General features: G+C 45.3%; 18 protein-coding genes. 16 read left to right on the forward strand and 2 right to left on the reverse strand.

All coding sequences use genetic code 11. The features are described 5' to 3' along the window. Positions 1–69: 69 nt before the first annotated feature. The 12 genes from LEP1GSC052_RS10765 to LEP1GSC052_RS10820 all read left to right on the forward strand — a co-directional run bounded on the left by LEP1GSC052_RS10765 (position 70) and on the right by LEP1GSC052_RS10820 (position 7,666). Complete coding sequence (locus LEP1GSC052_RS10765; protein WP_010575806.1) at positions 70–462, forward strand: ArsR/SmtB family transcription factor; 393 nt, start codon at positions 70–72, stop codon at positions 460–462. Continuing rightward, a complete protein-coding gene (locus tag LEP1GSC052_RS10770; RefSeq protein ID WP_010575807.1) occupies positions 443–835 on the forward strand; it encodes a DoxX family protein in 393 nt (130 codons plus the stop codon). The genes LEP1GSC052_RS10765 and LEP1GSC052_RS10770 overlap by 20 nt, the downstream gene beginning before the upstream one ends. An 11-nt stretch (positions 836–846) precedes the next feature. Next, complete coding sequence (locus tag LEP1GSC052_RS10775; RefSeq protein ID WP_010575808.1) at positions 847–1,335, forward strand: SRPBCC family protein; 489 nt, start codon at positions 847–849, stop codon at positions 1,333–1,335. Between the two features lie 27 nt (positions 1,336–1,362). Continuing rightward, entirely contained in the window at positions 1,363–1,848 is a 486-nt protein-coding gene (locus LEP1GSC052_RS10780; RefSeq protein ID WP_010575809.1) for an SRPBCC family protein, read from the forward strand. Between the two features lie 21 nt (positions 1,849–1,869). Then, a complete protein-coding gene (locus LEP1GSC052_RS10785) occupies positions 1,870–2,418 on the forward strand; it encodes an SRPBCC family protein (protein ID WP_020986608.1) in 549 nt (182 codons plus the stop codon). Between the two features lie 95 nt (positions 2,419–2,513). Further along, the gene (locus tag LEP1GSC052_RS10790; RefSeq protein ID WP_020986325.1) at positions 2,514–2,981 is read left to right on the forward strand and encodes an SRPBCC family protein; all 468 of its coding nucleotides are present in this window, start codon (positions 2,514–2,516) and stop codon (positions 2,979–2,981) included. A gap of 42 nt (positions 2,982–3,023) precedes the next feature. Then, positions 3,024–3,557 carry a dihydrofolate reductase family protein gene (locus LEP1GSC052_RS10795; RefSeq protein ID WP_425268409.1) on the forward strand — a complete coding sequence of 178 codons (534 nt, stop codon included), beginning with the start codon at positions 3,024–3,026 and terminating at the stop codon, positions 3,555–3,557. Positions 3,558–3,569: 12 nt separating this feature from the next. Continuing rightward, entirely contained in the window at positions 3,570–5,096 is a 1,527-nt protein-coding gene (locus LEP1GSC052_RS10800; RefSeq protein ID WP_010575813.1) for an MFS transporter, read from the forward strand. Further along, positions 5,093–5,626, forward strand: coding sequence for an SRPBCC domain-containing protein (locus tag LEP1GSC052_RS10805; protein ID WP_010575814.1), 534 nt, complete (start codon positions 5,093–5,095; stop codon positions 5,624–5,626). The genes LEP1GSC052_RS10800 and LEP1GSC052_RS10805 overlap by 4 nt, the downstream gene beginning before the upstream one ends. Before the next feature lie 48 nt (positions 5,627–5,674). Beyond that, positions 5,675–5,860, forward strand: coding sequence for a hypothetical protein (locus tag LEP1GSC052_RS10810; RefSeq protein ID WP_010575815.1), 186 nt, complete (start codon positions 5,675–5,677; stop codon positions 5,858–5,860). A 24-nt stretch (positions 5,861–5,884) separates the two neighbouring features. Beyond that, on the forward strand, positions 5,885–6,292 hold the full coding sequence (locus LEP1GSC052_RS10815) for a DoxX family protein (protein WP_010575816.1): 408 nt from the start codon (positions 5,885–5,887) through the stop codon (positions 6,290–6,292). A 93-nt stretch (positions 6,293–6,385) separates the two neighbouring features. Further along, positions 6,386–7,666 carry an amidase gene (locus tag LEP1GSC052_RS10820; RefSeq protein WP_010575817.1) on the forward strand — a complete coding sequence of 427 codons (1,281 nt, stop codon included), beginning with the start codon at positions 6,386–6,388 and terminating at the stop codon, positions 7,664–7,666. 23 nt (positions 7,667–7,689) lie between these two features. Here LEP1GSC052_RS10820 and LEP1GSC052_RS10825 read toward each other — a convergent pair whose 3' ends face one another. Both LEP1GSC052_RS10825 and LEP1GSC052_RS10830 read right to left on the reverse strand, forming a co-directional pair. Next, positions 7,690–8,718, reverse strand: a complete 1,029-nt coding sequence (locus LEP1GSC052_RS10825) for a hypothetical protein (protein WP_010575818.1) — start codon at positions 8,716–8,718, stop codon at positions 7,690–7,692. Positions 8,719–8,772: 54 nt separating this feature from the next. Further along, positions 8,773–10,209 carry a RecQ family ATP-dependent DNA helicase gene (locus tag LEP1GSC052_RS10830; RefSeq protein WP_010575819.1) on the reverse strand — a complete coding sequence of 479 codons (1,437 nt, stop codon included), beginning with the start codon at positions 10,207–10,209 and terminating at the stop codon, positions 8,773–8,775. Between the two features lie 107 nt (positions 10,210–10,316). Between LEP1GSC052_RS10830 and LEP1GSC052_RS10835 the strand changes: the two genes are divergently transcribed. The 4 genes from LEP1GSC052_RS10835 (at position 10,317) to LEP1GSC052_RS20715 (ending at position 21,173) form a co-directional block, all read left to right on the forward strand. Then, positions 10,317–13,724, forward strand: a complete 3,408-nt coding sequence (locus tag LEP1GSC052_RS10835) for an exodeoxyribonuclease V subunit gamma (protein ID WP_010575820.1) — start codon at positions 10,317–10,319, stop codon at positions 13,722–13,724. Continuing rightward, on the forward strand, positions 13,721–16,900 hold the full coding sequence (locus LEP1GSC052_RS10840) for a UvrD-helicase domain-containing protein (RefSeq protein WP_010575821.1): 3,180 nt from the start codon (positions 13,721–13,723) through the stop codon (positions 16,898–16,900). The genes LEP1GSC052_RS10835 and LEP1GSC052_RS10840 overlap by 4 nt, the downstream gene beginning before the upstream one ends. Beyond that, positions 16,900–18,756 carry an exodeoxyribonuclease V subunit alpha gene (recD, locus tag LEP1GSC052_RS10845; protein ID WP_020986600.1) on the forward strand — a complete coding sequence of 619 codons (1,857 nt, stop codon included), beginning with the start codon at positions 16,900–16,902 and terminating at the stop codon, positions 18,754–18,756. The genes LEP1GSC052_RS10840 and recD overlap by 1 nt, the downstream gene beginning before the upstream one ends. A gap of 137 nt (positions 18,757–18,893) precedes the next feature. Beyond that, positions 18,894–21,173 (forward strand): SpoIIE family protein phosphatase, encoded by a 2,280-nt coding sequence (locus LEP1GSC052_RS20715; RefSeq protein WP_167593877.1) that lies wholly within the window; start codon positions 18,894–18,896, stop codon positions 21,171–21,173. Positions 21,174–21,190: the final 17 nt, after the last annotated feature.

Genomic DNA, 21,190 nt, shown 5'->3' on the forward strand with positions numbered 1-21,190 from the left:
CATTGAGCGCGAAAGGGGTTGACAAGATTTCAGAACTAGTTTAATTTAACCTTTAGGTTAATTAACCATATGGTTCAACAAGAAGCAGAGACAGATCACCTTAGCCTTACCTTTGCGGCGCTGGCCGACCCCACCCGTCGCAAAATCCTGGCAACCCTCCGTTATGGAGAAGTTACCGTTAAGCAACTTGCGGAACCTTTTGCTATGAGTCTTCCGGCAATTACCAAACACCTCAAGGTTTTGGAACGGGCAGGACTCATTTCCCGAGGTCGCGAAGCTCAATGGAGGCCGTCCCGGCTCGAAGCGGGACCTTTAAAAGAAGTGGCGGACTGGATCGACGAATACCGACAGATGTGGGAAGCGAGATTGGATCGCCTCGACGAGTATTTGCGGGAACTCCAGCAAAAAGAAACTCAATTCAACCAAGAAAGGAAAACGGATAATGAATCAGGACAAAATTAAGAACATCGTTTATTGGATCGTTACGGCGCTGACGGCGGCTAACTACGCTTTTGCGGGTTATGCGTATCTCGCTCGCGGACCGGAAGTCGTCGAAGGTATGGCCAAACTCGGCTACCCTCTTTACTTCGTAAGCATTCTCGGGGTTTGGAAACTTCTCGGCGCGATCGCGATCACAGTTCCTCGCTTTGCTCTCGTGAAAGAATGGGCTTACGCGGGTATGGTCATCAATCTCACTTCCGCTTCCATCTCCAACGCGATTTCCGGTATGGAAACCTTTCATGTAATCGCTCCCTTGATCGCGCTCGTTCTAGTGGCGTTGTCTTGGTCGCTTCGTCCCGAGTCCCGCAGATTGCAGGGAATCTGGCATCTTTAAGGAGAATTAAAATGTCGAACCCGAATCAAACCAGCAAGGATCTCGTCATTACGAGAATCTTCAACGCGCCCCGAGAAATCGTCTTCGACGCTTGGACCGTTCCAGAACAACTGAAACAATGGTGGGGGCCGAACGGTTTCACCACTCCGGTTTGTAAGGTCGACTTTCGTGTCGGAGGAAGATTTCTGTTTTGTATGCGCGCACCCGACGGCCAAGAATTTTGGTCCACCGGAGAATATCGCGAAATCGCAAGACCGGAAAAGATCGTTCAAACCGACAGCTTTGCGGACAAAGACGGAAATCCGGTTCCCGCTTCGCATTACGGAATGCAAGGCGATTGGCCCGAATTTCTTTTGGTGAATCTTCTTTTTGAAGATCAACAAGGGAAAACCAAATTCACCCTTCGTCATTCCGGCATTCCCGAAGGCGAGATCTTCGAAATGACGAAGGCAAGTTGGAACGAAATGTTCGACAAACTCGAACCGATCGTTCAATCATAAAAATTGAATATACATCAGGAGTCAATGATGAGCGCAAGCAATCAAGCAAATACCTCCACCGCGGATCGTGAGATCCGCGCGACTCGGGTTTTCGACGCGCCGAGAGATCTCGTCTTCAGGATGTGGACCGAACCGGAACATATCATTCACTGGTGGGGACCGAACGGTTTTACGAACACGTTCGAACAATTCGATCTGAAACCGGGAGGCGTTTGGCGTTTTATCATGCACGGCCCCGACGGAACGGATTATCCGAATCTGATCGTTTTTCTCGAAGTGGTCCGTCCGGAGAAGTTGGTTTATAGACACGGTTCCGAGTTGGAGGATCATCCCGGAGACTTTCACGTCACCGTTCTTTTTTCGGAACAAAACGGAAAGACCACCCTGGAAATGACGATGCTCTTCCAAACCGTGGAACAACGAAACGACACCGTCGAAAAATACGGAGCCGTGGAAGGTCTCAAACAGACTATGGATCGTTTGGTCGCGTATATCGCCCAACAAAAAGGTTAAAAAGTATATTAGGAGAATCTTATGTCAAAATTAAAAACAATCCTCTCGGCCGTCGCGGCTGTCTTAATTCTTTTTATTCTCGGAACGTTAGCAGTCGCTTCCACAAAACCGGCGACTTTCCGTTACGAAAGAAGTCTCAGCATCGAAGCGTCCCCGGAAAAAGTTTTCGCGTTGGTAAACGACTATCATAGCTGGCCCACTTGGTCCCCTTGGGAAAAATTGGATCCCGCGGTCAAAAGAACATACAGCGGTTCGTCGGTCGGTCTCGGTTCGATCTACGAATGGGAAGGAAACAACGACGTGGGAAAAGGCCGTATGGAAATCATAGAATCCGATTCTCCCTCGAAGATCAAAATGCAATTGGATTTCCTTTCCCCGTTCGAAGCGCATAACACCGCCGAGTTTACGTTTCACACAAAGGACGGAGCGACTCACGTGACCTGGGCGATGTACGGACCGAACGCGTTCGTTTCCAAAGTATTCGGATTGTTCTGCGACATGGATCAGATGATCGGAAAGGAATTCGAAACCGGTTTGAAAAACATCAAATCGATCGCGGAAAAAAAATAAACGGAGATCGAAAATTCCTAAACTCGGATCTTGCGTCGCGCGGTCCGAACGGAAACGCTCCGAAGTATATGCAAGAAATTTAAAGGAGAATGATCATGACGAATTCGAATCCATCCTTAACCTCCGTTTCCGATCGGGAAGTGGTCAGCGTTCGCGTCGTAAACGCGTCCAAGGAACTTACATTCCAAGCGTGGACCGATCCGAATCACCTTCAAAACTGGTGGGGACCGAAAGGATTTACAAACACGTTTTACGAATACGATCTAAAACCCGGAGGGAATTGGCGTTTTACGATGCACGGCCCCGACGGAACGGATTATCCGAACCACAGCGTGTTCGTGGAAATTTCAAAACCGGACAAACTCGTTTTCGATCATATCTCCGGACATCTTTTCCGCGTAACGACCATCTTCGAGGAAGAATCGCCTAATCGTACAAAGGTGACCTTCCGTATGCTTTTCGAAACCGCGGAAGAATGCGAACGATCCAAAAAAGTGGTGATACAAGGAAACGAGCAAAACTTCGACAAACTCGAAGCGGAACTCGCAAAAATGCAGGCTTAAAGAAAAACGGTAACGAATATGAGAAAGATCATTTTTCAGATGATGACATCGGTGGACGGATATTTCGAGGGGCCGGACGGAACCTTGGATTGGCACCTAGTCGACGAAGAATTCAACCAATACGCGATCGACCTTTTGAACAACGTGGATTCCCTGATTTTCGGGAGAAAAACATACGAACTCATGGCGAGTTACTGGCCGACCAAAGGCGCGATAGAAGACGATCCGATCGTCGCGTCCAAGATGAACGAATTAACAAAAATTGTATATTCAAAAACTCTAAATAAATCGGATTGGCAAAACGTAAAATTCTTCCGAGGCGACAACCTAGGGGAAGAATTGAACGAACTCAAAAATCTTCCCGGAAAGGACATGGCCGTTTTCGGAAGTTCGGATCTAAGTCTTCACTTGATGCGGGAAGGTCTCATCGACGAATATAGGATTTTCATAAATCCGGTCGTTTTAGGCGGAGGTAAAACCCTCTTTCAAGGAATCAAAGACCGGACCAAACTGAAACTCACACAAACAAGAACCTTCCGATCCGGAAACGTTTTACTCTATTATAAAAATCAGTAAGAAGCAAACAGAATGAATTCCACAAATACAAACCTCGCGGGAAGAAAAGAATGGATCGGTCTTGCGGTCATCGCCCTTCCCTGTTTACTCTACGCGATGGATCTTACGGTCCTTTATCTCGCGGTTCCTCATCTCACCGAGGAACTAAAACCCACCGGCTCCCAACTTCTGTGGATCGTGGATATATACGGATTTTTGGTAGCCGGATTTTTAGTCACCATGGGAACGTTAGGCGATCGTATCGGAAGAAGAAAACTTCTGATGATCGGCGCCGCGGCCTTCGGAGTGGCTTCCGTTCTTGCGGCGTTTTCGAAAACCGCGGAGATGCTCATCGCCACCAGGGCCTTACTCGGAATCACCGCGGCGACCTTGGCCCCTTCCACTCTATCACTCATTCGTAATATGTTTTTGGACGCGAACCAGAGAACGGTCGCGATCGGAATCTGGGGAACGAGTTTTTCCATCGGAGGAGCCATCGGTCCTTTGATCGGAGGATTGCTTCTCGAACATTTTTGGTGGGGTTCCGTTTTTCTTTTAAGCGTTCCCGTGATGATTCTTCTTTTGATCGCAGGGCCGAAATTATTACCCGAGTTTAAGGATCCGAACGCGGGAAGTTTGGATATACCGAGCGCGGTTCTTTCCTTAGTTTCCGTACTCAGCGTCATCTACGGACTCAAACAAGTCGCCGAGAACGGATGGGGAATTCTTCCCTTACTGTTTATACTCGCAGGTCTTTTTGTGGGAGCGCTTTTTATCCGAAGACAACAAACCTTAAAAGATCCTTTGATCGATCTTCAGTTGTTCAAGGTCCCCGCGTTCAGCGCGGCTTTGATCGCCAATTCCTTGACGATCTTCGTCGGACTCGGAAGTTTTCTTTTTCTCGCACAGTATCTTCAATTGGTTCTCGGCTTATCGCCGTTAGTCGCCGGCTTTTGGACCTTACCGTCCGCCGCGGGAAACGTGATCGGATCCCTTACCGTTCCGATGCTCGTTCGTAAGATCAAACCGATCATCGTGGTTTCGGGCGGATTGGTTCTCACCATGATCGGGCTCGTCTTCTACGCGTTAGTCGATTCTACCTCGGGTCTTATGTATGTCGTAATCGGTTCCGTCATCATATCTCTCGGAATCTGCGCGGTCGTAATTTTGGGAACCGATCTGATCGTAGGTTCGGCCCCGCCGGAAAGAGCCGGAGCGGCCGCGTCCATTTCCGAAACGGGAGTGGAGTTCGGCGGAGTACTGGGAATCGCGGTGCTCGGAAGCATCGGAACCGCAGTTTATAAAAATCAGATGAATGGAGTCGTTCTTTCGGGAATCAATCCGGAATCGATCGAACCCGCCAAAGGAACGTTAGGCGCCGCTGTCGCATTGGCAAAGGAACTGCCCGATCATCTGGGACTTTCCCTTATGGAACTCGCCAAACAGGCGTTCACCGATTCTTTCCAATTGGTGTCGATCATCTGCGCGGCCATCTCTTTTCTTTTAGCGATCACCGTCTTTATGATGCGTAAGAGTTTGGAAAAGGGGGAAGAATCATGAGCGTACAAAACGAAGTAAGCGTTGAAACAAGGGAGCGAGAACTGATTCTAAGCAGGATCTTCGACGCTCCGAAAAATCTAGTCTATCGCGTCTGGACCGATCCGAAACATATCGTATTCTGGTGGGGACCCAAGGATTTTACGAATCCGATTTGCGAAGTCGATCTCAAAGTCGGAGGTAAATATCGTTTGGTAATGCGTTCTCCGGAAGGAATCGATTATCCCTTGCAGGGAGTTTATCTCGAGATCGTCGAAAACGAAAAGATCGTAAGCACGGACGTGATGGACGATCATCCGGTCGAATGGATGAACGAATTGAAAGAAAAACTCGACGGAAGTCCGGACAGCCCGAACTTTACGGCCACCGTAACGTTCGAAGAGTATCGGGGGAAAACGAAGGTTACGATCCGAAGCACGTTCGCATCGAACAAAGTAAGGGACGCGTTCCAAGCGATGGGAATGATCGAAGGTTGGAGCGAAAGTCTCGTACGTTTCGAGGCAGAATTGTATAAAACGAAAAAAGAATATTAGAAATCGATAAAGAATCCGAACGACATACAATGAAGACTGGTTGCAAATATGAAAAAAAGAATCGAAATCAAAGGCGCCGCGAATAGTCCGACCATAAAACCCGAAGCGAGCCGGGGAAGAATTCTGATTCATCCGGTATTGAAGGATTTATACGCATCGGATAAAACCGAATCGGATGTCGAAAAACGGTTGAAGCCGGAGTATATCTCCATGATACAGTCTCTCCTGTTTTAACGTTTAGGATTTATCGAGGAAAACATGAAAGATAAAATATTAGGAATCCATACTCTAAGCGCGGACGTCGCTTCACTTTTGCTCAGACTCATTTTCGGCGGCCTGTTCATCTATCACGGTTATCCGAAATTGACGAACTTCGACCAGATCATCCCTATGTTTCCCGATCTGATCGGAATCGGCGCCAAGACCTCTTTGACGCTTGTCGTCTTCGCGGAATTCTTTTGCGGCATTTTTGTCGCGATCGGATTGCTCACTCGTCTTACCGTGATTCCGATTTTTATCACGATGTTCGTCGCGTTTTTTATGGCGCACGCAAACGACGCGTTTCAAGTCAAAACTTTGCCGTTCGTTTATCTTCTGTTATCCGTGGTAGTGTTCGTTTCGGGAAGCGGCAAATTCTCGGTCGATAAATACATCTTCAAAAAATAAGATCCGAACGTAAACAAAGGCGGACCTTATTCTTTCCCGATCGATCCGTAAAACGGACATTCGGCGGATCGATCGATTTTAAGGGAGAATATCATGAAAGAACAAGCGCCGAATTCGGAAGAAAACATTAAAGATACGGAATATACTTATTTAAGCATAAACGAACTCGGAGAATTAATCCGAAATCGAAAGGTTTCTCCCGTCTCTCTCGTATCCGATTGTCTGAAAAGAATCGAACGTCTCAATCCTCTCTTGAACGCATTCATCACCGTAACGACGGAACAAGCCCTTCAGGAAGCTCAAGTCGCCGAACGAGAAATCGAATCCGGAAATTGGAAAGGCCCTTTACACGGGATTCCCATCGGAATCAAGGATATGTTTGATACCGCCGGAATCAAAACCACGGCCGCCTTCGTTCATTTTCAAAATAGAATTCCGAAACGGGATGCGATCGCGGTCACAAGATTGAAAGACGCAGGGGCGATCGTCCTCGGCAAAACGAATCAACACGAACTCGCCGCAGGCACTACTTCCGTGCAAAGTCATTACGGAACGGTTCACAATCCTTGGAATGAAAATTATATCGCGGGAGGATCTTCCGGAGGTTCGGCGGCGGCCGTTGCCGCGGGACTTTGTTATGCGACATTGGATACGGACGCGATCGGTTCCTGTAGACTTCCCGCTTCTTGTTGCGGAGTTTTCGGTTTTAAAGCGACATACGGATTTGTAAACTTACAAGGCGTCTTGGACGGAGAACCGGTCGACGAATCCATATTAACTTTGGCTCATGCGGGTGTGATGACTCGAAGCGCACAAGATACGGCGATTCTTTTCAAAGCCTTGTTGGACCCGCAGGACGATCGAAACAAAAAAATCTTAGAATGGAAGTTCAACGCAAATCGAACGGCTTCGTTCAAAATCGGATTTCCCAAAAATCTGAACGCATCCGAAGAAATCCGGACAAACTTCGAAGCCGTAAAGAAAAAACTCGAGGCGCTCGGAAATACATTATGCGAAATTGATGTTCCTCTTTCGCCCGACTTCGATTTGAGCCGCGTTCAAGAACATCGCTCCGACGCGGCGAAAATTCTTTTTTCGGATTGCGACGTTTTGATTTTACCCACGACCACCCAGACCGTTTTGAAAATTGCGGACGCGAGCGCGCAAGGTCCATTGGCTTTGTCTTCGGCGAATACGTTTTTCGCGAACTACTACGGAATACCGGCGATCAGCGTTCCTTGCGGATTTTCCTCTGACGGATTGCCGATCGGATTTCAAATCGTCTCAAAACAAAACGAGGAAGAAAGAATTTTAGAACTCGCCGACCGGTATCAAAACGAAACATACCGGCGACTGAAACACCCTATTTTATAAAATCTGAATGTCGCTTATCATTTTCAGAAATTCAAGGACTGAATTCTTTTTTCCAATTCTTTCGGTTTCATGAGTTCCCATTCCGGAACGATCTTTTCCTCTTTTCCGATTTCGGTTTCGCGAATCCAGAGTTGCCAACCTTTTACGCCGGATCTTTTTAAGGCGTAAAGAATCGCCTTTTCTCCGAACGGAAGATTCGGAAAATACACTTTCCCGGAAGGGTCCTTGTAAGAAGGCATCACGGAACGAATCGAAGGGAGAATCAATTGATACGTCGTTTCGTCTTCCCAAGTCGGATGATTGACGTCCAGAGTCAAAGATACTAAACGAATCTTCATATAAAGAAAACGATCGCAGTTTATCCAACCCAAATTCAGAATCGGATAATAAAACGACCGAGATGCTTCCATTCCTTCGGACATGTTAATGCTTTCGCCGCGTGTCGGCTGTGCACTTTGATTTTTGGCAAGCGATGGCAAAGCCGAAGTTCGTTCCTCAGCGGCCGATTGAAAAAGATTCTTCCCTTCCTCGTTTTTTGAAACGTTAGACGTCTTCGCAACATCCGTGGACCAATCCACCGTTCCTTCGTTCGTTTTAGTTCCGTAAAACACCTGATAACCGGGCTCGAAAGCGGAAGGAAATAAAATCTGAGGCGGTTTTTTCGGATTGGATTTCGCTTTAACGCCGTTTTCCGTGAATGCGTTTAACAAAATCATTCCCTTTGTTTGAATCGGACTTTGACCGGAGGCGGTGCTCAAACCGGAGAGTAATATGTCCGCATTTTTATAATATTCCGATATTTCAATTCTGACGGGGGCTTGAATCAAACTTCCACCCGGACCTAAAAGACTTCCCGAAGGAAAACGAATCTTGGTTCCTTCTTCCGCTTCGATCTCGGAATCCGTTGTTGGATCGATCACAAAAATCTGAACGGGTTTATAACGTGCGGTTCCGATCCACTCCCAACGTTCGGGAGAAGTTAAACGTTCCCAAGTCGCGCAGTGTACGAATAGAGATAGGAATAAAAAAATCCCAAACGACTTCCGAATCATAAGCACCTCTTCTAAAAGTGGTATCGATTCGTTTTCAAACTCGGTCAAAAAATTTCAGATTCTTTTACAAACGTCGCAGTTATCGCATCCGTTGAATTTCGCGTCGAAATATTCGTAGACGAATTCCCTTCTGCATTTTTCCGATTTAAGATAAAGAAGCATCTGATACAAACGTTTGAGACTCGTTTTCTTTTTTTGTTCCAAGAGTTCGACGGACTTCAATTCTTCCGGCAACGGAGCTTCCAACCTCAAAGAATTCTTTTCCAAATCGCCCGAAGTAACTCCGTGTCTTTCAAACAAGTTGAGAACCGTTTGCAGTCTATGATCTCCGCGATTTTTATGGACGATCTTAGATTGAAGTTCGTCGTATTCGATCGAGGAAAGTTTTTCACCGAGTTGTTCCATCGTCTTATACACGCGTGAGATAAAAACGGCGTCCGGATTTTGCCATTCGATAAAATCCATCAGAACCGTAAGATCGTCCTGATTGTAAAACACGTGACAATCCGAAGACTCGCCGTCCCTTCCCGCGCGCCCGATCTCCTGATAATAACCTTCCAAAGAAGAAGGAAGTTCCGCGTGTATGATCGTTCGAATGTTCGGTTTATCGACTCCCATTCCGAAAGCGTTCGTCGCGAGAAGAATCGTATCCTCCGATTTTAAGAATTGATTTTGAATTTTCTTTCTTTGATCGGGGTTGAGTTTTCCGTGATATACTTTGTGGGAAATTTTTTGAACGTCGAGTTTTTCGCTGAACTTTTCTAGACTTTGTATGAGATTGAAGTAAACGATCGTGCTCTTCTTTTGTTTTTTTAAAAGTTCAAGAACCGCATCCGACTTGGAAGGTTCGTCGACAAAAGTCTGAACGTCCAGGAAAAGATTCGGACGGCATATTCCTTCGTTGTAAACCTCGATCTCGGATTCGCTTAAACCCATCTGAAGAATCACGTCCTTCTGAATTTCAAGAGTTGCGGTTGCGGTTAACGCGATCGTGGTCGGATTTTTAAGAATGTTTCGAAATTCGGCGATCTTCGTATAGTCCGGTCTGAAATCGTGACCCCATTGACTGATACAATGAGCCTCGTCGATCGCAAGAAGAGAAACTTTCCGATCCTTCAGCGAATCAATAAATTCTTTCTTGCGGAATCTTTCCGGGGAAACGTAGACGATTTTGTATTTTCCTTGTTTTAAGTTTTCGTAACTCTGCAAACGATCCTGTTTGGAAAGGGAAGAATTGATAAAAGCCGCGTCGATTCCGAGACGTTTCAATTTCACAACCTGATCCTGCATCAAAGCGATCAAAGGAGACAAGACAACGGTCAAACCGTCCAAGGCGAGCGCGGGCAGCTGATAACAAATCGACTTGCCCATACCGGTCGGCATGATGACCAGACAATTCTTACCTGAAAGAACGTCCGAAATGATCTTCTCTTGGGAAGTTCGAAACGATGAAATTCCGAAAAGAGTTTTGAGAGAAGAAAGGGAAGTCATTACGATTAGAATTTGCGAGCGATCTTTAAGAGCAAGAGAAAATGTAATTACTTGCCACGGCGCCGAATTCTTGGAATGCTCGTATTTCGAGACCGGAGAAAAATCGATTGTCCATCACGCATATCACAAGTTTATCGCTCGAGGATATCGCGTCCGAACTTTCCAAAAATATTTTCGAGGAAAGAAAAAAATTTCCACTGCATTCTCCCGTGATCGTGGTTCCGAGCACGAACATGAAACTCTGGTTGAATCTGAATCTTTCTCGGATCGACGGGCTTTCCGCAAATCTTCGATTTCTTTATCTCGAAAAAGCTCTGGAAGAATACTATCACCTCCGAGCGGGTTTGGAGTATGATCCGTTTCATCGCGCGTTTCCGAGCCAGGAAGCGACTCAAAGAAAAATTCTTTCGTATCTGATTCAAAACAAAGAAGAACAGGAAACGAAGTTTTTGCGTTCTTTTTTGAAAAGTTCCGCGAGAGCGTTCTCCTTAAGCGCAAAGCTGACTACGCTTTATAAAGATTACGAATTAAACCGATCTTCTTGGATTCAAAGTTGGGCCAAAGAAAAAGGAATCGACATCCCTTCCCTGTCGCGTCGTCCTACTCCCTTCCCGAAGGAGGACGAATACTATCACTTTCAAAAATCGTTATATCAAAACGTATTCTTGAATACGAAGGAACCGAACACTCTCGTTCAGTTTCTCCTGAAAGAAACCCAGAAAAATCGAAAATATTCTCCGCGCAATTTTCCGTCTTTGCATCTTTTTTGTCTGTCCAATCTCGCGGATACGTATCTCGGAATTTTGGAATCTCTTTCCGCAAAGGACAAACTTCCCGTTTATCTCTATCAATTTCATACCGGCGAAACAGAAAAGACGCATAACGCTGAATCCGCCGGACCGGAACGATGGGCCGGTCCTCAAATCCATATCGCTTCCAGAACCGCGGCGATTCCGAACGTAACGATCCGCAAACTTTCTGATTCGCGTTCGTATCCGAAAAAACTGGAGAATCTCCGAAGCCTCTTAGACGGAAAACAAAGACCGCATAACGTATCTCCTTTATCGGAAGATTCTTCCGTTCGTTTTTGGAACGCGCCTTCCGCGTATCGAGAAACGGAATCCGTCGCAAACGATATTCTCTACAAGATGAACAACGATTCGAGTCTAACGTATTTGGATTTTGCGGTTTTGGTTACGGATATGCAGACCTATCGTCCCGCCGTCGAATGGGTGTTAGACGGAGGAATTCTTCTGCAAACGGGAGAGAATTCCGATCCGATCCGAAAAAAAATTCCTTATTCGTTGACCGATATCAAAGCGAACGAAGCTTCCTTGTTGTATCGGGGATTGATGAGTTTTTGGGAGATTTGTTCCGGAAACTCAATCGACAAAAACGCGTTGCTCAAACTTCTCAGAAACCCTCTTCTTCAAAAAAGAATCCGTCTTCGTTCCCAGAACACGAACGATCTCGAGAATACGATCGAAACGTCGGGCGTGCGTTACGAGGAAAGCGGAAGGGAAAAAGACTCATTCCAAATTTCTAATGGACTTAAAAGAATCCGTCTTTCCACGATTCTTCCTCGAGAAACGTCTTGGGACAAATACAAGATCGCGCCCGTCGCTCTCGAAGCGGATGAAAATTCTTTTCAACTGACCGAATTTTGGGAAACCGTTCTCGGCGCGAAAGAAAAGATTCTTTCCTTTTCCAAAGAGGAAACGATCCACTGGAATTCCGAATATTTAAAAAACGTAAAGTATTCTCTCGAAGAACTTTTCGAATTTCCGGAAGAATACGAACAGGAAGGAAAACTCTTTCACGGTTGGGTAGAATCTTTTTTCGAATGGGAAGGAATCCGACTTCAGAACAAGGAAGAAGGAATCGCTCTTTTAAAATTCATCACAGAACAGATATTCGACCAGGTTCCTTATCGAAAGGGCGCATATCTCACGGGCGGTGTGACCGTTTCGCTTTTACAACCGATGCGTCCGATTCCGTTTAAACATATTTATATCTTAGGACTCGGCGAAGGAAAATTTCCCGGTCCGAACGACCGTTCCCAACTCAACTTAAGAAAAGACTTTCAAGAAGAATGGGATATATCTCGAAGAGAAATTCAAGAATCGCTTTTGTGGGAAACCGTTCATTCCGCGACGGAGTCCGTCACGTTCAGTTACGTGGGCAAAAATCTTCAGGAAGATAAAACCTTCGAGCCTTGTTCCCATCTTTTCGAGATCATGGATTCCTTCCAAATCAAAGAAGCGCTCCAACTTCCGCTTCATTCGTATAGTATAAAATACGAACATACTCTCGAGCAGTTAAAACAGGGTCTCGTAAGTTACGACTTCGCGAGAATCTGGGTGAACGGAATCCGAAAGAATCAACACATACTCGATCGTTTTCAAGATCCGAACGAACTCACTCGAATCCATTCCGCTTCCGCTCCTTCGGGAATCGACGTAAAGGATCTTTCCCAATTTTTAAGCGATCCGTTGGACACGTATCTCAAACGAAAACTCGGAATGTATCTCGAAGAGGAAGAATCTTCCGAAACAGAAAAGGAGCCCTTCGATCTGGACGCGATCGCCGAGGCTTCTATATTAAAAAAAGTGCATGCGCTTATGATGCCCGATCTCGTGTCCGAAAAACTTTGGACCTGGGACCGCGAAAAAATTTCGGAAGCCCTATCGCCCATTCTGGAAAGGGAAAAATCTTCCGCAAAATTTCCGCAATCCGTGTTCGGAAAACTTCAAGAAGCGGACCTCGTTCAATACTTGGTAACCACGAGCGAACTTCTCTCCGAATGGAAACCGTTGTTTCAAGGAGGAAAATATTATCCGTATTTGAGTTTGGGCGACACCGGTTTGCCGGACGCGATCTGCAAAAAATTACCGCCGCTCAAACTTCCTTTGGAAAGCGGCGACTTCCGCATTCGGGGAGAATGGGAACACGTCGTCGAAAAGGACGGAAATCTTTATTGGCTATTCTCCAAAAGCCTAGAAGACAAACCGAGCGACGATTACTTCGGATACAAGGACTATTGGAAGGTGATGAGTTTTCCGTTTTTAACCGGAATCGCGTTCGCATCCTCGAACGAAAACTTTAAAATCTATTCCTTCAAACCGCGTCCGTCACAAGAATCAAAAAAGAAGAATATTCTAGAAATTGAATACAATATAGAAAGTTCCGAGATCGGGACGAAGTATCTCGCAGAAATCGTTTCCGATTATCTCAAAGAGGAACCGGTGTTTTTTCCCAGAAGGGCGTTTCTCAACTATTACGTAAAAAACATCCAAGGAAATACCGGGAAAAACAAAACCCCGGACGATTCGAGCAAGTTCGAAGACGAAACCGCTTGGCTCAACTTTCTTAAAGAAGAATTGAACGGAGTGAAGGACGGATTGTCCTCACTCGTAAAACTTTATCCGAAAACGCCGGACTTGATTTTAAAATCCGAAATACGATGGGCTAAGAATTTTTACAAACCCCTACTCGATTGGAAAAAGGATTCATGAGCGGCGATCGACCCTACAAATTAAAATCGAGTTTTATCGAGGCTTCCGCTGGAACCGGAAAAACCTTTACGATTATGGAAATCGTAGGAGATCTCATTTCGGTTTATCAGATTCCGTTGACTCAGATTCTGATTCTGACATACACCGAAAAGGCCGCGGGCGAACTGAAAGAAAGACTTAGAAAAAAATTGATCTCGTCCGGATTCGACAAAGAAGCGCGTGAACTCGATCAGGTTACGATCTCCACTATACACGGTTTTTGTAATATGATTTTGCAGGAATATCCGGTGGAAACCGAAACTCCTCCGAACTGGATTCTCACCGATTCCAAGGAAAGATTAAACGCGGCCTTATACCGTCTTCAACACGAGGAATGGAAATCGAAGGTAGAACCCGAACATCTGGAAAGTTATCTTTCCCAATCCGATTATATATCACAAAAAGAGAATATTCTTACCGTAGGCGCGAAATTGCTCAGCGGAAAAAAATATCCGTATTCCAACGATGCGACTCCGATGAACGCGGAAACGTTCAACCGAAAGACTGCGTTGATCGCCGCCGAAATCGTATCCGAAGAATTTAAAACCGGAGAATGGATGAGCTACGATCAGATGATTTTAAAAACGAGGGACTCTCTCGGCAATCCTCATCTTCGCAAGGCTCTTCAAGAAAGATACAAGATCGGAATCTTGGACGAGTTCCAAGATACCGACTCCGCTCAGTACGAAATTTTTTCCCGTCTTTTTTTGGAAACGGATTCGGAAGAAGAATCGAAACGATTTTTATATCTCATCGGAGATCCGAAACAATCCATTTACGGTTTTAGAGGAGCGGATATCGGAACGTATCTGCGGGCCAAAAAAGAATTAAAGAAAAAACAAGCCGAAGAAATTCCTTTGAACGTCAATTACAGATCCGTTCCCGAATTGATCCGAGCCTATAACGAAATATTCGGAGGAAAAAAAGGAGAACAAAGTTTTTTCCCGATCGTGGAACGCGGCTTCGAATCGACTCCGATCGAATACGTTCCCGTTTCCTATCCCGAACAAGAAGCCAAGATTTTGTTAAGCGACAAACACAAAGAAGGCCCGATCCACATCGTAAAGTTCGGCGGACGGGATTTTTGGAAGACGGACGACGCAAGAAACGCTTGGGGACAATTTATCGCCGAGGAAATCCTAAAACTTGCACGGGACGAAAATTCTTTCTCGTATCAAATCCGGGAAGAATCGAACGGACAAGAGCGACTCACGGAGAAAAAATTGAACTTCCGCGAAATCGCGGTTCTCGTAAAGAGCAAGGCGGAAGGAAAACTCGTTGAACAATCCTTAAAGCTCAGAGGAATTCCTTGTTCGTTTTACAAACAGGAAGGGATTTATCAAAGCCCGGAATCGTATCAGATTTCCAATATATTCGAATGTCTTTTAGATCCGAACAAACCTTCCTCGTATCGAAAACTTTTATTGGGCGATCTGTTTCAGATTCATCCGAATCATCTTCCCGCGTTCGACGAACATTCGATCGATTCTTACGAAAAGACGACGCTTGATCGATGGAAAACCCTCGCGATGGATCGCAAGTTTTCGGAACTTTTCCGTTCCATCGAAGAAGACAGCAGAATTTTTCTCACCGAAGAAGAAACGGATATCGACTGGGAAAGAAAAAGGACGAACTACAGACAGATCTTTCGAAAGCTACTTCAATTTCAAATCACGAACCAAAGCGATCTCGAAGAAGTATTAGAAGAATTGAAACTACTTCAATCCAGTTCCAGAAACGAGGAAGAACTTCCCCTTTTTGAAAAGGAAACCGAAAAGGACGCGGTGCAAATTCTTACCTTACACGCGTCCAAGGGGTTGGAATGGCCGGTCGTTTTTTTATTCAATCTTTCGGGCAATTTTATTCCGGACGTTTACGATTATCCGGCGATAGGAGAAGACGGACAAAGATTTTGGAAAATCAATTTCTGGGACAACACGGAAGAAAAAGAATCGAGCAAGGAAGAATATTCCTATCAGTCCTTAAACGAAAACAAAAGACTTTTGTATGTGGGAATCACGCGTCCCAAAGTCCGTCTTTATCTCCCTTTTTACACTCCCGTAAATCATAAGAAAACAAGAGATTCCGCATATTATAAAATTCTTTATCCGAGACTTCAGAGTATTTTGGAAAACGATCCGGATCCGAATCTGTTTCAAAGCGTGTCCTGGACTCCCATTCCCTTGGATCAAACCGATTCGAGCAAACGAAATCAGACCAAAACCTCCGATGTCCGTTTAACGCCTTTGATCCACCGCGAATCGGGAACGCAAAAAACGATCCATATGCACAGCTATTCTTCCTTGAGAACGAAAGTAGGTGTTACGGATAACGTGTCTCTGAGCGTTTTAGAGGACTCGGGTCTACTCAAATCGGACGATGCGGAGAATTTGGAAACCGCCATCGAAGACGCTCTTCCCTCTTCGGCCTCGACCGGTTCCTTTTTACACGCGCTTTTGGAGGAATTCGACTTCTCGATTTTTAAAACGAAATCGCCGAAGGAAATTTTAACGAACGATAAAATACTTTCAAGAATGGATTTTCATCTGGATTATTTTCAAATTTCGAAAGCGGTAGGACGCGCTTCTTTTTTTGAAAGGGAAATCTATCAAAAAAGATCCGCGGAAATTTTATGGAACACCCTCAACGCGGACGTCGCCTTACAGAACGGAAATCCATTTCAACTCGTAAACGTCCCCAAAGAAAATAGAATTTCGGAAATGGATTTTCATCTGGATCTCGATCCGAAAAAAACCGGTCCCGGAAATTTCCTAAAAGGTTCCATCGACTTGGTCTTTCAAATCGGGGATAAATTTTATCTCGCGGACTACAAATCCAATCTTCTCGAAGATTATTCTCCGGCTTCCTTAAAACGAAACGTGGAGAATGCGGAGAGCAGATACGATCTGCAAAGGGATATCTACGCGATGATACTTTACGAATATCTAAAGAACCTTTTCGGCGCCAAGGATGCGATCTCGAAAATCGGCGGAGTATATTACTTTTTTCTAAGAGGTATGAAAAGCGGAGAAAGCTCCGGAATTTATTCCGACTTCGATTGGAGCTTGGAAAGAATGGAAAAAATCCGTAAAACCGTAAGCGAACTGACCGCGTTTCAATGGGAAGAGGAACTCTGATGGAAGAATCCTTTCCGCGTTTTATCGAAAAACTAAAAACCGACATCCTGGATCTACGTGAATCCGCTTCGTCCAAAAAGGAATTCTCGAAAGAGGATTCCGAAACTCTATTAGAAATTTTGAATTCGATTTGGGAAGCAAGCGAGGAAGGAAGCCTTTGTGTCCCGCTCAAAAAGGAATGGAAGAACGTATTCAAATTAAAACCTCCCGGTTTGGTAACGGAAAAAATCTCGAACGAAGAATGGGTTTACTTCGAAAAAACGCATCAATCCAAAATCGAGCTGGAACAACTTCTCAAAAGAAGAATCGAAAACGGAGTTTCGCCGAAAGTCGATCTAAAACGCGCCGAAGAAATTTTAAAGGATCTCGAAGCGAAAAGTTTTTCGTTGAAAAAAGCGCAGACGAAGGCGGTTCTTTCCTGTCTCCATTCTTCCTTTCAAATCGTTAGCGGAGGACCGGGAACGGGTAAAACCACCGTTGTCGCGTTTCTATTGGAAATTTTGAACGGGCTCGGACAACTTCCCGCGCCCGAAGAAATCGCGCTCGTGGCGCCTACGGGAAGAGCCGCTCAAAGACTTACCGAAGCGATTCAGGAAAATCTAAAAAAGATTTCCTTAATACAGGATTCTCACTTTTTACGCGGACAAACGATCCACGGACTTCTCTCCTACAAACCGTCGTTAGGCGATTTTTATTACAACAAACGACGTTATCTTCCGCATCGATTGATCATCGTGGACGAGGTTTCGATGGTCGATTTAAACTTAATGCTTTCCTTATGGAACGCGATCCCCGAAAATCCGAAGGACGAAGAGATTCCGTTTCGATTTATTCTGATCGGAGATCCGCATCAACTTCCCTCCGTGGACAAAGGCGCGGTGTTAAGCGACTTCCTTTCCGTTCTCGAATCCCATAAGACGAACTTCGTATCCAAACTCGAGGAAAGCAACCGCCAGAAACCGAACGCAAAAGGAAACGTTTCCAAGATCGTCACGCTCGCGGAGGAAATCCTCAGATATTCTCCCGAAAACCTAAACCTGGGAACCGCGATCGACGATTCATTTGCTAAAACGACATCGATTCGAGAAGACGCGCAGTATGAAAGCGAGGTTGTGTGGCTACAAAATCCTTCGAACAAAAACAACGATCTCAGTTCGAGAGACGAGGTGGTCGATCAACTTTGGAACGGAATTTTCTTTCCTCAGATTTCGAGGATCGGAACTTGGAAGATCCAAAATTCTTCCGATCTCAACGAACCCGAGTTCGTTCAAAATTTTCAAAACGAGTTAAAACGTTTTCGTTGTCTTACCGTTTTTAGAAACGGATATTGGGGAGTCCAAGCGATACAAACGAAAATTCTGAACGTCGCGGTTCAAGATCTGTTCCGCAAAAAAAATCAGAATTCTTTCGTGAACCTTTATCCGAAACGTCTTTCCAAACGGCTTTACTTTATCGGGCTTCCCATTCTGATTCTTCAAAACGACAAAAGCAGAAAACTTTTCAACGGCGACATCGGCATCGTATTGAGAATGGAATCGACCGGAGAACTCAGGGCCGTGTTTCCGATCGAAGGAAAGTTATTTCCGTTCGCGCTCGACACGCTTCCCGAACACGAACCCGCGTTCGTGATGAGCATTCACAAAAGCCAAGGTTCCGAATATGATACAATTCTAATCTATGTTCCCGATCACCCCGAATCCAAAGAGGACGAAAGATCGCATAGACTTCTCAATCGACAGATTCTTTACACCGGAATCACTCGGGCCAAAAACCAGGTGATTCTCGCGGGAAATCCGAAAACATGGGAGATCGGAATCGCGAATTCCCAAAAAAGAAATACCGGTTTTAAAATTTAAAACGAATAGAAAAGGATTGCTGTCCTGAGCTTTGCGTTTTATGAATGGTCTTCATGATTCGCCTATCAAGACGAACGATTTCAAACTGTATTACGCTTTTATTGCTTTCTTGTTTCGTCTTTTTTTGTAAACGTTCCGTGGAGCCGTTTCCAAAAGCGAAAGACGGAATCATTTCGATCCCCGTTCATCTATTAGAACAAGGTCATATTCTTCCCTTAGAGGGAGAATGGAAAATCGAGGAAGGTTTCGGCAAAACGAAACCGCTCGGTCCGATCCAAGTTCCCGGTTTTTGGGAAAACAGCGAATATCCAAGTTACAAAGGAAAGGCCTTCGGGTTTGCGACGTATCGCCTGCAAATCGTCGGACTGACTCCGGGTGAATATGCGATCAAGTTTCACGAGATTCACAACGCGTATCGCGTTTACGTCGACGGACAAATGTGCTTGGAATTCGGAAAGCCGTCTCCGGACCCGAAAGAGGAAGTGAGAAAGATCGGCAAACCGGTCGTTCGTTTTTCCGTGGATGAAAAAAATCCGAACACGGAAATCGTATTAGAAATTTCGAATTGGTTTGAAGGAGTCGGAGGCATACGAAGAACCCCCGAGTTGGGAACGGATTCGTTCCTGGCCGCGGCCGATAAGACGAGACGCAACTTCGACTTCTTGACGTTCGGCGCGCTTCTTTTTTTCGGATTTTCCAGTTTCGTTTTTTATCTTCTCACCAAGGAAGAATCCTCTTCGCTTTATCTTTCCTCGGTTTGTGCGATCCTTGCGCTTAGAATTCTTTTCACCGAAGAACATTACATTTTTGAAATGTTTCCGGACTTTCCTCCCGTTTTGGAATTCAGGATCGACGTGGGCAGTCTTTTTATTCTCGCTTCCGTGTTTTTGAGTTATATCCGTTCCTTGTTTCCGAACGAATTCAAAACGATTCCTTTTCGTATCTTTCTCGTTCCGAATCTGATCTTCTTTGCGGTCTTCTGGTTTTTTCAAGGAGATCCTCTCGAAACCATCGTGGAATCGTATCTGTTTTATATGATCGTTTTGATCGGAGTCGTGTTCGTCGTTATGGTTCTTGCGACGATTCACAAAAGAACGGGATCGTTCGTGTTTTTGGCTTCCTGTTTTTTACTTTTGATCGGAGCGCTCAACGATACGTTATCCAGGCTTGGAATCCTTCCGACTCCGTTTATCGTTCCGTATACTTTTTTATTGTTCATCGCGTTTCAATCTCTTTTGATTTCGATCCGTTACAGAAGTCTTTTGAAGTTTACGGACACTCTCAATCAGGAGCTGGAGATTAAGTTCCGCGCGATTTCCGCTTCGGTCCAGGAAGCGATTTTGGTTTCGGACATATCGGGTAAGATTCTTTTTTGGAACGAAGGAGCCGTAAAAATTTTCGGATGGGAAGGAGAAGAGATTCTAAATTCTCCCTTGGAAAGAATTCTTCCGGAAAGAAACAGAAAAAAACACCGCAACGGCGTACAACGTTATTTTTCTTCGAAACGCAAACGGGGAACTCCGAAACCTTTCGAGATGGTCGGTTTAAAAAAAGACGATACCGAATTTTCTTTGGAGTTGTCCCTTACCGACTGGAAGATCGAAAAGGATCATTATATAGGAATCATCATTCGCGACGTCACTCAAAGAAAGAATTTGGAATCGCAGAGGGACAACGCGTTAAACGTGCTTCAATCGGATCTTCATACAGCGGAAAAATTGCAGAAGTCCATGTTTCCCGATCCGCATTCCAAGGACTGGCCGTTTTTCTGGTCCGTTAAATATCTTCCCATGGGTCCGATCGGCGGAGATATATACGATATCCGTAAAACGAAAAACGGTTCCTGGAGATTCTTTATCGCGGACGCGACCGGACACGGAACCCAAGCCGCGCTTTTGACGATGGCGATCAAAGCGGATTACGACACTCTCAAGGACTCGGACGAGGAACCGGGAAACATATTAGAACAATTGAATGAAAAAATTCTTCCCATGTTCCGAACGCTGAATTCCCTTTTTACGGCGTTTATCTTGGACTGGGATCCGAAAACGGGAAAGGTTCAATACGCTTCGGGTGGTCATCCCGAACAGGTGATCCTTTCGGACAAGGAAAAGATCGCGTTGCCCAAAACGGGTCCGATTCTCGGCTTAAAAAACGCCGCGAAGTTTCAGACGAAATCCTTTCGATTCGAAACTCCGTTTCGTCTTTTTCTTTTTTCGGACGGCGCCTTCGAAGTATTTGATAAAAGTCTAATGCAACTTTACGGAGAGGAACGATTCCATTCTTATCTTCATCAAAACGTTTATACTCCGATTCAGGAAATATTGGATTCTCATTTGCAAAGCCTTTATCGTTTCAGACAATCCCAGGATCTCACGGACGATCTTACCTTGCTCGCGGTTTCTTTGGGAGAATGAAAGATCGATCATCGTTC

This window comes from Leptospira kmetyi serovar Malaysia str. Bejo-Iso9, from assembly GCF_000243735.2.
Taxonomy (GTDB): Bacteria; Spirochaetota; Leptospiria; order Leptospirales; family Leptospiraceae; genus Leptospira; species Leptospira kmetyi.